The organism is Methylobacterium sp. UNCCL125 (assembly GCF_900116795.1).
Taxonomy (GTDB): Bacteria; Pseudomonadota; Alphaproteobacteria; order Rhizobiales; family Beijerinckiaceae; genus Methylobacterium; species Methylobacterium fujisawaense.
In genome coordinates, this window is record NZ_FPBW01000009.1 from 18,618 (window position 1) to 30,681 (window position 12,064).

General features: G+C 68.1%; 12 protein-coding genes. All 12 read right to left on the reverse strand.

Going from position 1 to position 12,064, the window contains the following annotated elements; translation table 11 throughout:
• Positions 1-36: 36 nt before the first annotated feature.
• The 12 genes from ppdK to bchC all read right to left on the reverse strand — a co-directional run bounded on the left by ppdK (position 37) and on the right by bchC (position 11,982).
• The gene (gene ppdK / locus BM396_RS10545) at positions 37-2,727 is read right to left on the reverse strand and encodes a pyruvate, phosphate dikinase (protein ID WP_043379890.1); all 2,691 of its coding nucleotides are present in this window, start codon (positions 2,725-2,727) and stop codon (positions 37-39) included.
• Positions 2,728-2,892: 165 nt separating this feature from the next.
• Positions 2,893-3,036 (reverse strand): DUF3096 domain-containing protein, encoded by a 144-nt coding sequence (locus tag BM396_RS10550; protein ID WP_075380395.1) that lies wholly within the window; start codon positions 3,034-3,036, stop codon positions 2,893-2,895.
• Positions 3,037-3,144: 108 nt separating this feature from the next.
• Positions 3,145-4,242, reverse strand: coding sequence for a photosynthetic reaction center cytochrome PufC (gene pufC, locus BM396_RS10555; protein ID WP_043379892.1), 1,098 nt, complete (start codon positions 4,240-4,242; stop codon positions 3,145-3,147).
• Positions 4,243-4,252: 10 nt separating this feature from the next.
• Complete coding sequence (gene pufM, locus BM396_RS10560; protein WP_043379895.1) at positions 4,253-5,233, reverse strand: photosynthetic reaction center subunit M; 981 nt, start codon at positions 5,231-5,233, stop codon at positions 4,253-4,255.
• Positions 5,234-5,313: 80 nt separating this feature from the next.
• Entirely contained in the window at positions 5,314-6,138 is an 825-nt protein-coding gene (gene pufL, locus BM396_RS10565) for a photosynthetic reaction center subunit L (protein WP_043379897.1), read from the reverse strand.
• A gap of 82 nt (positions 6,139-6,220) precedes the next feature.
• Positions 6,221-6,412 (reverse strand): light-harvesting antenna LH1, alpha subunit, encoded by a 192-nt coding sequence (gene pufA, locus BM396_RS10570; RefSeq protein ID WP_012319766.1) that lies wholly within the window; start codon positions 6,410-6,412, stop codon positions 6,221-6,223.
• A gap of 10 nt (positions 6,413-6,422) precedes the next feature.
• The gene (gene pufB / locus BM396_RS10575; RefSeq protein WP_043349888.1) at positions 6,423-6,659 is read right to left on the reverse strand and encodes a light-harvesting antenna LH1, beta subunit; all 237 of its coding nucleotides are present in this window, start codon (positions 6,657-6,659) and stop codon (positions 6,423-6,425) included.
• Between the two features lie 127 nt (positions 6,660-6,786).
• Positions 6,787-7,008 (reverse strand): hypothetical protein, encoded by a 222-nt coding sequence (locus BM396_RS10580; RefSeq protein WP_170861823.1) that lies wholly within the window; start codon positions 7,006-7,008, stop codon positions 6,787-6,789.
• Between the two features lie 35 nt (positions 7,009-7,043).
• Entirely contained in the window at positions 7,044-8,510 is a 1,467-nt protein-coding gene (gene bchZ / locus BM396_RS10585) for a chlorophyllide a reductase subunit Z (RefSeq protein ID WP_043379903.1), read from the reverse strand.
• On the reverse strand, positions 8,510-10,039 hold the full coding sequence (gene bchY / locus BM396_RS10590) for a chlorophyllide a reductase subunit Y (protein ID WP_043379905.1): 1,530 nt from the start codon (positions 10,037-10,039) through the stop codon (positions 8,510-8,512). Before bchY ends, bchZ begins: the two co-directional genes overlap by 1 nt.
• Before the next feature lie 3 nt (positions 10,040-10,042).
• Complete coding sequence (locus tag BM396_RS10595) at positions 10,043-11,047, reverse strand: chlorophyllide a reductase iron protein subunit X (protein ID WP_043380170.1); 1,005 nt, start codon at positions 11,045-11,047, stop codon at positions 10,043-10,045.
• Complete coding sequence (gene bchC / locus BM396_RS10600; RefSeq protein ID WP_043379907.1) at positions 11,044-11,982, reverse strand: chlorophyll synthesis pathway protein BchC; 939 nt, start codon at positions 11,980-11,982, stop codon at positions 11,044-11,046. The genes BM396_RS10595 and bchC overlap by 4 nt, the downstream gene beginning before the upstream one ends.
• Positions 11,983-12,064: the final 82 nt, after the last annotated feature.

Consider the following 12,064-nt stretch of genomic DNA (forward strand, 5'->3'; position numbering starts at 1 on the left):
TCCGGAGGCCGCCGCGCGGCGGCCTCCGGCGCGCGTTCAGCCTTCCTTGCCCGAGACCTTGCCCAGCGCCGCCTGGGCGGCCGCGAGCCGGGCGATCGGCACCCGGTAGGGCGAGCAGGACACGTAATCGAGGCCGACCTCCTGGCAGAAGCCGATCGAGGCCGGATCGCCGCCGTGCTCGCCGCAGATGCCGAGCTTGATGTTCGGCCGGGTCTTGCGGCCGCGCTCGACGCCGATGCGCACCAGTTCGCCCACACCTTCCTGATCGATGGTGATGAACGGATCGGCCGGCAGGATGCCCTTCTGGGTGTAGGGGCCCAGGAAGGTTGCCGCGTCGTCGCGGGAGATGCCCAAGGCCGTCTGCGTCAGGTCGTTCGTCCCGAAGGAGAAGAACTCGGCCGTCTCGGCGATCTCGCCGGCCTTGAGAGCCGCGCGCGGCAGCTCGATCATCGTGCCGACCTGATAGTCGAGGGTCGCGCCCTTCTCCTCGGCGACAGCCTTCGCCATCGCGTCGATGCGCGCCTTCACGATGTCGAACTCGGCGCGCGTGAACACCAGCGGCACCATCACCTCGGGCGTGACCGGGCTACCGGTATCGGCGGCGGCCTGGACGGCCGCCTCGAAGATCGCCCGGGCCTGCATCTCGGCGATCTCCGGGAAGGCGATGGCGAGCCGGCAGCCGCGGAAGCCGAGCATCGGGTTGTGCTCGGACAGCTCCCGCATCCGGTGCCGGATCTTCTCCTCGGAGACCCCGGTCGCCTTCACGACCTCGGCGACCTCGGCATCGGTATGCGGCAGGAACTCGTGGAGCGGCGGGTCGAGCAGACGGATCGTGACCGGCAGCCCGGACATGATCGTGAACAGCTCGAGGAAGTCCTGGCGCTGATAGGGCAGGATCTTCGCGAGAGCCGCACGGCGGCCCTCGGCGTCGTCTGCCAGGATCATTTCGCGCACCGCGATGATGCGGTCGCCCTCGAAGAACATGTGCTCCGTACGGCAGAGGCCGATGCCCTCCGCGCCGAAGTTGCGCGCCGTGCGGGCATCCGTCGGCGTATCGGCGTTCGCCCGCACCTTCATGCCGCGGAAGGCGTCGGCCCATTCCATCAGGGTGGCGAAGTCACCCGACAGCTCGGGCTCCAGCATCTTCACCTCGCCCTGGATCACCTGTCCGGTGGACCCGTCGATGGTGATCTTGTCGCCGGCCTTGAGCGTGTTGCCGCCGACCGTCAGGGTCTGCGCCTTGTAGTCGATCCGGATGGAGCCGACGCCGGAGACGCAGGGCTTGCCCATGCCGCGGGCGACCACGGCCGCGTGGCTGGTCATGCCGCCCCGGGTGGTCAGGATGCCCTCGGCGGCGTGCATGCCGTGGATGTCCTCGGGCGAGGTCTCGATCCGCACCAGGATGCACTTGCGCTCCGCCTTGCGATGCGCCTCCGCGTCCTCGGAGCTGAACACGATCTCGCCGGTCGCCGCGCCGGGCGAGGCCGGCAGGCCCGAGGCGATGACCTTGCGGTCCGCCTTCGGGTCGATGGTCGGATGCAGGAGCTGGTCGAGCGCCCCGGGCTCGACCCGGCCGATCGCCTCTTCACGGGAGATCAGCCCCTCGCCCGCCAGATCCACGGCAATGCGCAGGGCGGCCTTGGCCGTGCGCTTGCCGTTGCGGGTCTGGAGCATCCAGAGCTTCCCCTTCTCGATGGTGAATTCCATGTCCTGCATGTCGCGGTAGTGCGACTCCAGGATCCCGTAGATCCGGGTCAGTTCCGCGAAGCTCTCGGGCATGGCCTTCTCCATGGAAGGCTTGTCGCTCTCGGCCTCGATCCGGGCTTTCTCGGTGATGTTCTGCGGCGTGCGGATACCCGCGACCACGTCCTCGCCCTGCGCGTTGATCAGGAACTCGCCGTAGAGCGCCTTCTCGCCAGTGGACGGATTGCGGGTGAAGGCGACGCCGGTGGCCGACGTGTCGCCCATGTTGCCGAACACCATGGCCTGCACATTGACGGCCGTGCCCCAGCTCTCCGGAATGTTGTTCAGCTCCCGGTACTTCTTGGCCCGGGGAATCATCCAGGAATTGAATACGGCGCTGATCGCGCCCCAGAGCTGGTCGTCCGCGACCTGCGGGAAGTCGGATCCGTGCTCGTCGCGCACGATCTTCTTGTAGGTCTGGATGAGCGTCTTCCAGTCCGCGGCGCTGAGCTCGGTGTCCAGCTCGAAGCCCTTGGCTTCCTTGTACTGCTCCAGCGCCTCCTCGAAGGCGTGGTGCTCAACGCCCAGCACCACGTTCGAATACATGGTGATGAAGCGACGGTAGGAATCGAAGGCGAAGCGCTCGTCTTCGGCCTCCTTGGCCAGCGCCAGCACGGTCTCATCGTTGAGCCCGAGGTTCAGGACCGTGTCCATCATGCCGGGCATCGACGCCCGGGCGCCCGAGCGGACCGAGACGAGGAGGGGATTCGTGGCATCGCCGAACTTGCGGCCGGTGAGCGTGCCGATCTGGGCGAGCGCAGCGGCGATCTGATCCTTCAACTCCGGCGGGTAGGACTTCCCGTGATCGTAGTAGTAGGTGCAGACTTCGGTGGTGATGGTGAAGCCGGGCGGAACCGGCAGGCCGAGATTGCACATCTCGGCGAGGTTGGCGCCCTTGCCACCGAGCAGGTCGCGCATCTGCGACTTGCCCTCCGCCTTGCCGTCGCCGAAGGCGTAGACCCACTTCGCGCTTCCGGTCGCCATGTCGATCCCGTCCGTATCTGGTGCCCGGCGCTGGCCGAGCTGATGGGCGGGGTTGGACCATCCCGCAGCGCAACGCAAGATGAACGCGCGATGGCCCTGTGCGTGCGTGGATGACGGGTTCGACGGTCTGTCAGGCCCCCCGCGTCGCGGTGCGGGCGCTGCCCCTCAATGGAGGATTCCGAGCCCGATCACGCCGACGATGATCAGGTAGATCGCGACGATGTAGTTGAGCAGCCGCGGCATCACCAGGATCAGGATCCCGGCAAGGATCGCGATGAGCGGTTGGAGGTTCGAGATGGTGATGGTCACGGGCGCCTCCTGAGGCCGAGCTTGGCCGCCGGTATCGACGCCTTTACCCAACAGAGGTTCCCCGGAGCTTGAGCGGAGCGGCCGGACGGTCCGGCCGCTCCGGTCCGATCACGGCTTCGGCGTCTCGGTGCCGGGGATCGGGTCCTTCGCCTCGCCCGTGGGCAGGTTCGCCGAAATCGTCGGGTGCGACAGTTCCGGATAGGGCTCGATCACGTTGGCGCCGTTGAGCGGCTTGTTGGCGCCGTTGTGACAGGTGGCGCAGTTGATCTTCGGCACGTCGCCCAGAACGCCGAGGCGATTCCGCGGGAAGACCGAGGTCAGCGGCGTCATGTAGTCCTGGTTCAGATCGCGGACCATGCGGATGCCGTACCAGGCATGGACGCGGTTCGGCGTGCTCGTATCCCACTGCGCCACCGAGCGGGTGTTGTGGCAGAAGGTGCAGTTCACGCCCAGTGACTGCGACATGCTGATCATGATTGCGAAGGTCTTCTCCGCGTCCTGGATCGGCTTGCCCTTCGTCTCCGGCAGCGCCGTGGTGGCGTTGACCCGCACCGCATCCTCGGGCGTGTCCTTGTGCTGGTAGAAGGCCTGATAGACGTCGTAGGGCAGCGACGTGTTGCCGACCTCCGCGGACGCGAGATTCTGGCTGTTGTTGCGCGGGATGAAACGCCCCGCCCCCTGAACCGGGTGGTCGAACCAGATATTCGCCGGCACCGGATTGCCGCGGTGACACGTGTAGCAGGTCACACCCGCCTCGTGGACGTGCTTCTCCTTCCAAGTGGAATTGATGTACTGGGTCATCTGCAGCATGCGCCGGGCGACGCGCTTCTGGTAGAGCTCGTCCGAAGCCATGTTCTCGGTGCTGTGGCAGTACGTGCAGCCCTGCTGGGGTGCGACCCACTCGGTGATCGACACCATCAAGCGGTTGAACTGCTCAGCCGAGAGATCTCCCAGAACTTGCACATTCTGGTAGACCGCCGAAGCCTTGTCGCCCCCTGCCTCAGCCGGGTCGGCCGGGGCCGGCGCGACGTTGGCCGCCGACAGCGCCGCGTTCCCGGCCCGGGTGCGGATCAGGTCCATGCCCGTTCCGCGAAAGCCGGTCTGCTTGTTCGCCATCGGCGGATGGGTCCAGCCCGCGCCGCCGAACATCGCGATGGTGAGGAACAGGGCCAGAGCCCCGCCGATGACCGCCAGAATCGTCTTCATGACGGCCTCCTCACGGCTTCATGCCGGGTGCGAGATGAGCGGGATCCACGATCGGACCGTAGACCTGCGGATAGGAGGGCGCGACGCCGTGCTTGACCGCCCAGAGGTACCAGTTGTCCACCACGGTCCCGGTGAGCAGGATGCCGATGCCGCCCGTGAGCGTGGTCAGGACCGCGAACCACCAGGCCCAGCGGTGGATCGACTCCATCGTGGCGTTGAAGCCCATGGTCCAGCGCCAGAACAGGGCTGCGCGTTCGGTGGCCGTGCCGCGGTCGACGATCTGATCGATCTCCCGTTCGGCGCCGTAGCGCGAGCAGGCCAGGATCGTGCCGCCATGCATCGCGAACAGCAGCGTCGATCCGTAGAGGAACGTGATCGAGAGCATGTGGAACGGGTTGTAGAACAGGTTGCCGTAGCGGAGCGAGAAGGCCGCGGTCCAATCGAGGTGGGGGAAAATGCCGAAGGGCACGGCTTCGGACCACGATCCCATCAGCACCGGCCGGATGAAGCCTAGGACGAGGTAGAGCCAGATCGCCGACGCGAAGGCCCACGGCACGTGGGTGCCGAGCCCGAGCGCCCGCGCCCGCCGATAGAGGTGGACCCACCAGAGGAGGATCGAGGCCGTCAGGAAGAAGCCGGCGATCAGCCACCAGCCACCCTCGTTGAGGGGTGGAAGGACCTTCAGCCCGTACTTCGGGAGCGGCGGTTCCAGGGCGAGCCACGGCAATTGCCGGACGAACTGGACCGGATCCCAATTCACCGAGGCCCACATGTTGAGCCCGATGATCTCGAAGGCGATCAAGCCGCAGACGATCGAGAGCGCCGCGATATAGCCGATATAGATCGGACCGACTTGGCTGTTGCCGATGAGCCCGAACAGGTAGCTGTTGAACGGCTTGCCGATCCGGTCATCGACCGCCACCGGAACGCCGTGCTCCGGTACCAGCGGGCGCACCTGAACCTGCGTGAAGATGTTCTGGTAATAGGCCATGGCCTGCCCTCCCCCGGAGTGCCGCGCGCTCGACGGCGGCGACCCGCGTTATGTCCTTCGTTCCGATCGCGTCCGGCTTGTCATCGCCACACCGGCAGATTGAGCCACCAGCCCCACCATTGCGGCCAACCCTGCGTCCAGAACGGCCCGCTGATCACGATGCAGACCGCACTCCAGAACCCCGCCGAGAGGGCCAGGAACAGGCCGAGGCGGTGAACGCCGAGCGTGCCGATCGAGTAGCCGATCGTGTCGCGGAAGAAGGTGTCCTCGTGCTCCGGCGTCTTCACGACCTCGCCCTTCTTCGGGTTGGTCGCCGACAGGATCAAGCCGCCGTGCATCGCCAGGGCGAGCGTCGTGGTGAAGAAGAACGTCACGGCCAGCATGTGCGCTGGATTGTAGTGGAAGTGCAGATACTGATAGCCGGTGTTAGAAACCCAATCGAGGTGACTGAGGATGCCGTAAGGAAAGCCGTATCCCCAGGCGCCCATCAGGAACGGCCGGACCACCACCAGCGTGAAATACGCGAAGATCGCCATCCCGAAGGCCGCGGGCACGTGGTAGCCGATACCGAGCTTGCGGCAGATCTCGACCTCGCGCAGCGCCCAGGACACGAAGGACCCGAGCGCGCAGAACGTGATGATCTGCCAGAGACCGCCCTCCTTCAGCGGGGCGAGCCGCAGGCCGTAGCTGATATCCGGCGGCGCGATGTTGATCTGCCAGACGTTCCAGGTCGGCCCGATCGCCGCGCCGTAGATGACGAGGGCGGTGCCCAGCACCGTGAAGAACAAACCGACGACCCCGAAGAAGCCGACGAAGAACGGCCCGACCCAGAAGTCGAACAGGTCGCCGCCGAGCAAGGTGCCGCCGCGGACCCTGTATTTGCGCTCGAAGCTCAGCATCGCCATGGCGGCTGCTCCTCAGTCAGGCCGGAGAAAGGGAAGGTTTGGGGTGACCGCGGCCCTCGCGCGCCGCGGTCCGGACCGGCGGTCAGGCCGGCATCTGCGGCAGCGCGAGCGTGATGGTGTTCTCGGCCGCCTTGTTGTTTCTCGGACCGTCAAGCCAGTTGAACCGGTCGGTCGAGAGCAGGATGAAGTGGATCAGCAGCGCCAGGATGAAGAGGAAGGTGAACAGAGCCACCAGCGTGCGCCGCGGATCGAAGAGCAACCAAACCTTGTGCATTCGATCCTCCTCAGCCGATCATCGTGACGAGGGCGTGGGCCGCATCGCGGACGCCGTCGAGAGAGGCGTAGCCCTGCGGTCCGGGAAGCCAGGGGCGCCACAACCAGACGAGGATGTGAGCGACCACGGCAATCGCCGTGAAGATGAGGAAGCTCGTCAGGAAGATCGCATGGAACTCCTTGGCTTCCGGTTCCGTCAGCCCGGACAGGCTGCTCGGTCTTTCTGTTGTGACGGGTCCACTCGCCATCGTTCAGACCTCCGTGTGTTGGCCGCGCCTCTGACGAGGCGCGACGGGTTCAGCCACGATGCCTTGCAGCGGTCGCGGCTCGACTTCCCCCGCGTGACCGGACGGAAGTGTCTCGCTCAGGGGCGTGTCAGCCCATGAAGGCGAAGGGGATCGCCTGAACCGCCATGGCGCGGGCCTCGCCGAAGACCGAGCGCCGCGCCGGTGCCAGGCCAGGACGGGCCGCCTCGCGCGCCGGCCGGAACCGGTTCAGCGCGGCCGCGGCGAGGAAGAACGGGTAGGTCGCCGTCAGGATCAGCCGGAACTGAATGGCTTCCTGATGCTGGCGGCCGGTCGGGACCATCGTTCTCATCGTCAGGTCTCCTCTGGGTGAAACGGAAATGCGGCTCACGCGGGGATCCCCCCGGCGAGATCGGCCCGGGCCCGCGCCACATGGGCGGGCGCCACGGCGGCGGATTCTGTGTCGCGGGCGGCGCGCTCGGCGGCGTCGCGCAGGCGCTTGGCGGCGGAGATCCGCGCCAGGACCGGCTGGGCCTCCACGAGGCTGTCGAGGGCCTGACGGGCGGCCTCGTCCCAGGGCAGCTCGCGGTGGAGGCGGGCCGGTGTGGCCTCGACCTTGTCCATGTCGCGGGCGAGCGGCAGGATGTGGAAGAGGGTGTCGAACAGGGCGTTGCAGACTTCCTGGACCAGGTAGGTGGCGCCCGCGTAGCCCATGAACGGCGTCCCGGTATGCCGCCGGATGATGGCGCCGGGGAACGAGGCCGGAACATAGGTCGCCCGGGCGCCGCACTCCGCGAGGTACATCCGCTCGTTGAACGACCCGAAGAGAACCAGGGGCGGCTTGGCCGCGATGGCGGCCCGCACGGCGTCGTTGTCGGGCTTCAGCCCGGCCGAGCGGCCGAAGGCGAAATGGCAGGGCAGGCCCATCTCGTCTTCGAGGAAATGGCGCACGCCCCGGGCGTAGGTCTCGGTGGCGGCGATGCCGAAGCTCGCGGTACCGAAGAAATCCTGGGTCACCGACCGCCAGAGATCCCAGACCGGCTTGATGGTCGTATGCCGCTCCCGCTCGATGAACGGCTCCGGGTCGAGGCCCAGAATGGCACCCAGCGAGCGCAGGAACTTCGTCGTCGAGAGGATGCCGATCGGCGCCTGCAGGTAGGGCCGCTCCAAGTCTTCGCAGAGCAGGCGGCCGAATTCCCGGTACAGACAGATGTTGGCGTCGGCGTTGACCAGCTTGGGCACGTCCGCGAGGTGCGAGCCCAGCGGGAAGGTCAGGTTCACCTCGGCGCCGATCCCCTCCACCAGCCGCCGGATCTCGGCGAGGTCGGAGGGCATGTTGAAGGTGCCGTAGGCCGGACCGATGAGGTTGACCCGCGGCCGCTCGCCGGGCTTGCGCTCCGGCCGGGCCGGGATGCCCTTCTTGGCGAACTTCTTCGCCCCGTATTCCTGCCACAGCCAGCGCATCGCCCGGTCGGCGGCCTGCCACTGGTCCTCGTCGATGGTCCGGGGCAGGAAGCGCTGGAGGCCGGTGCCCTCGGGGGTGACGCCGCCGCCGATCATCTCGGCGATGGAGCCGGTGACGACGACGCTGGGCTGGCCGGGATCGAGGGTCGCGTGGGCGCGCTTCATGGCGCCCTCGGTGCCGTGCCGTCCGAGCTCTTCCTCGGCGAGGCCCGTGACCACGATCGGCAATTCATGGGGCGGCAGCGCATCGGTGTAGTGCAGCACCGACGTCACCGGCAGGTTCTCGCAGCCCACGGGGCCGTCGATGACGACCTGCAGGCCCTTGATCGCCGTGAAGACGTAGACCGCGCCCCAGTATCCGCCGGCCCTATCGTGATCGAGGATCAGCATTATGCCATCTCCCCGATCGGCTTCTTCGGGCCCTCGATCTTCGGGCCCTGCCGCCGCTGCGGCACCTCCTGCCAGACCCCCGCGGCGTAGCCGGTGCCGACGCCCTCGAAGAAGTCGCGCATGGCATCGAACCGCGCCTTGTTGCCGAGCGCGGCGTTGATCACCGTGGCGAGCGACCCGGCACCGGCCGCGCCCATCAGCGGGCGGGCCGAGATCAGGTTGGTGAAGTAGAGGGCGGGCGTGCCGCGCTCCTTGGCCCGCTGCACCACCGGCGTCGTGCCGATGGCGAGGTCGGGCTTGAGCGTATCCAGGGCGTAGAGATCGTCCTCCAGGGAGGCGCGGTACTGAACCTGCGTGCCCCGCGCTTCCAGCCATGCGCGGTCGGACTCGGACCAGGGCGTGCGCGGGCAGGCGGTGCCGACATAGGGGACCTCGGCGCCGCTCTCGACCAGCAGCCGGGCCACCAGCAGCTCCGAGCCCTCGTAGCCCGAGAGGGTGATCCGGCCCTTGATCGGCATGGCGGCGAGCGCCCCACGGATGCCGGGCAGGATCCGGTTCTTGGCCGCCTCGACGATGGCGCGGGGCACCGCGCAGGCCTCGCCGATCCGGTCGAGCCAGTCGGCGGTTCCGTCGACGCCCACCGGGGCCGAACCGACGATCGGGCGGCCCGCCGCCTCGAATTCGCGGATGGAGGCGGTGTAGAAGGGGTGGATCGCCGCCACGGCGGCGCAGTCGAGGGCGGCGTAGAGCTCGCGCCACTCGCGGGTCGGCACCACCGGGCCGGCCGCGAGTCCGAGCGGCTCCAGGAGCGACGCGATCACCACCGGATCGGCCGGGAAGACCTCGCCGAGGAGCGCCACGCTCGGGCGCTCCGAACGGCCGCCCCGGGGCGCCGCCACCGGTCCCTGCTCGGCTTCCGCGCGGGCGACCTTCAGCATGGCGCCGGCGAGCACGTCCTTCGCCTCGGCATGGGTCGGGACGCCGAAGCCCGGCACGTCGATGCCGATCACCCGGACGCCGTCGATCTCCTTCGGCAGTAGGCGCAGCGGGACGCCGGAGGCCGTGGGCACGCAGAGATTGATGACGACGACGGCGTCGTAATCCGCGGGCTTCGCCGTGGCGTAGACTGCCTCGCGGATATCCTCGAACAGCTTGCCGGTGACCAGGGTCTCGGAATTGAACGGCACGTAGCCGACGCTGCGCCGGGCCCCGTAGAAGTGCGAGGTGAAGGTCAGGCCGTAGACGCAGCAGGCCGACCCGGAGAGGATCGTGGCGGTCCGGCGCATGCGCAGCCCGACCCGGAGCGAGCCGAAGGCGGGGCACATGCTCTGGGGCTGGTCGTGCGGACCCTGCGGATAGTCGCTGCGGAGTTGTGCCAGGGTGTCCGACAGGCCGGCGGCCTCGGCGGCCGCCCGCATCGCGTCCTTGCCGGCGTGGCAGCCGAGCCCGTCGCCCTCGGTGGCGGCGCGATCGATGGTGGGCGCCGCCTGGCGGGCCCGCAGATCGGCGATGTCGAGGGAGACGGCCATCGCTCAGACCTCGTCGTAGACGACTTCGAGGGACGGCTTGGACACGTGGGCGACGCCGCACATGTCCTCGTGGGTCGCAGGCACCAGCACCACTTCGCGGCCGGTGACGTCGCTGGAGAACAGGCCGAGCAGACCATCCTGTGTCAGCGGGGTCGGCCGGTGCGGCGCGGCGTCGGCGACATTGGCGGCCAGATCCGAGAACAGGCTGCCCCAGCGGCTCTCCGGCCGGCCGATGATCTCGTAATTCGCGCTCTTGCGGCGGATGTCGTCGTCGGCCGGGATCGAGGCGAGGACCGGGATGCCGGCGGCATCCGCGAAGGCCTGCGCCTCGCCGGTGCCGTCATCCTTGTTGATCACGAGGCCGCCGACGCCGACATTGCCGCCCAGCTTGCGGAAATACTCCACCGCCGAGCAGACGTTGTTGGCGACGTAGAGCGATTGCAGGTCGTTCGAGCCGACGACGATGACCTTCTGGCACATGTCCCGGGCGATCGGCAGGCCGAAGCCGCCGCAGACCACGTCGCCCAGGAAGTCGAGCAGGACGAAGTCGAAGCCCCATTCGTGGAAGCCGAGCTTCTCGAGGAGCTCGAAGCCGTGGATGATGCCGCGGCCGCCGCAGCCGCGCCCGACCTCCGGGCCGCCGAGTTCCATGGCGTAGACGCCGTCGCGCTTGAAGCAGACGTCGCCGATGGCGACCGCCTCGCCGGCCAGCTTCTTCTTGGTCGAGGTCTCGATGATGGTCGGGCAGGCCTTGCCGCCGAACAGCAGCGAGGTGGTATCGCTCTTCGGATCGCAACCGATGAGCAGGACCTTCTTGCCCTGCTGGGCCATCATGTAGCTGAGATTGGCGAGGGTGAACGACTTGCCGATGCCGCCCTTGCCGTAGATCGCGATGATCTGGGTCTCTTTCTTGGCCGGGCTCGTCGCGACGGGATCCGGTTCGACCGCGGCCTCGGCGCGGAGCTGCGCGGCTTGGGACAGGGCGGCCTTGTTGAGCTGAACGTTCACGCGGCGTCCCTCCAATCGAGGATCATCTTCAGGCAGGCCGGATCCGCGAATGCGGTGCGGTAGGCGTCCTGGGCTCGACCCGCGGGAAGACGGTGGGTGATCAGTCCGTCGAGAGACAGGCGTCCGCCTTCGATCAGCTTCGTCACCGCCGCGGTGTCCTCAGGACGGAACTCGGCGGAGATCCGGATGCGCGCCTCGCGCATGAAGGCGGGCGGGAAGGCGAAGCTCAGGGGAGCCTCGTAGAAGCCGGCCAGGACGATCTCGCCGCCGGGCGCCAGCCGGGCGATCAGATCGTCGAGGCCGGCGGCGTTGCCGCTGACGTCGGTGATCGTGGCGTAGTCGCGGCGCGGGTCGGCGTCGGGCGCCACGACCGCGTAGCCATGGTCTCCCGTGGCCCGGGCCGGATCCGTCTCCCAGACCGTCGGCTCCGCGCCGGCCGCCAGGGTCAGGCGGGCGAGCAGCCGTCCGAGGACGCCGTGCCCGACGATGAGCGGGGTCGCCCCGGGCCGGATTCCGCCGAGGGCGCGATAGGCCGTCGCCGCCAGGGCCAGGAGGCAGGCCCGGTCGCCCAGCGACGCGTCCACCGGCACGAGCCGGGCGGCCGGCGCCACCAAATGAGAGGCCGCGCCGCCGAACAGGCCGCGGACGGAACCGAAGCAGCGTGCCCCCGGAACGTAGACGGTCTGGCCGACCCGAACCGAGGTATCGGCGCCGGCCTCAATGACGGTCCCGACGGATTCGTAGCCGGGTACGAGCGGATATCCCATCCCGGGAAAGGGCGGCATGCGGCCCGACCAGAGCAGGCGCTCGGTGCCGGTGCTGATCCCGCTCCAGGAAATGGCCACCACGGCATCGGCATCGCCGGGCGGCGTCAGAGCCAAGCGCTGAACCGAAAGGTGCTCCGGGTTTTCCAGAATGACGGCCAGAGCGTCCATGGCTGGAATCGTCCACCCTTTGCCTTGCGACTCTCTCTGATGCGAAGCCGCTAAGTGTCATCCTAGATAGACACAGGCCAGC

Excerpts from the sequence above, each read along its gene's own strand:
- ppdK (WP_043379890.1), bottom strand. The coding sequence starts at position 2,727 with ATGGCGACCGGAAGCGCGAAGTGGGTCTACGCCTTCGGCGACGGCAAG.
- pufC (WP_043379892.1), bottom strand. The coding sequence starts at position 4,242 with ATGAAGACGATTCTGGCGGTCATCGGCGGGGCTCTGGCCCTGTTCCTC.
- pufM (WP_043379895.1), bottom strand. The coding sequence starts at position 5,233 with ATGGCCTATTACCAGAACATCTTCACGCAGGTTCAGGTGCGCCCGCTG.
- pufL (WP_043379897.1), bottom strand. The coding sequence starts at position 6,138 with ATGGCGATGCTGAGCTTCGAGCGCAAATACAGGGTCCGCGGCGGCACC.
- pufA (WP_012319766.1), bottom strand. The coding sequence starts at position 6,412 with ATGCACAAGGTTTGGTTGCTCTTCGATCCGCGGCGCACGCTGGTGGCT.
- pufB (WP_043349888.1), bottom strand. The coding sequence starts at position 6,659 with ATGGCGAGTGGACCCGTCACAACAGAAAGACCGAGCAGCCTGTCCGGG.
- BM396_RS10580 (WP_170861823.1), bottom strand. The coding sequence starts at position 7,008 with ATGAGAACGATGGTCCCGACCGGCCGCCAGCATCAGGAAGCCATTCAG.
- bchZ (WP_043379903.1), bottom strand. The coding sequence starts at position 8,510 with ATGCTGATCCTCGATCACGATAGGGCCGGCGGATACTGGGGCGCGGTC.
- bchY (WP_043379905.1), bottom strand. The coding sequence starts at position 10,039 with ATGGCCGTCTCCCTCGACATCGCCGATCTGCGGGCCCGCCAGGCGGCG.
- bchC (WP_043379907.1), bottom strand. The coding sequence starts at position 11,982 with ATGGACGCTCTGGCCGTCATTCTGGAAAACCCGGAGCACCTTTCGGTT.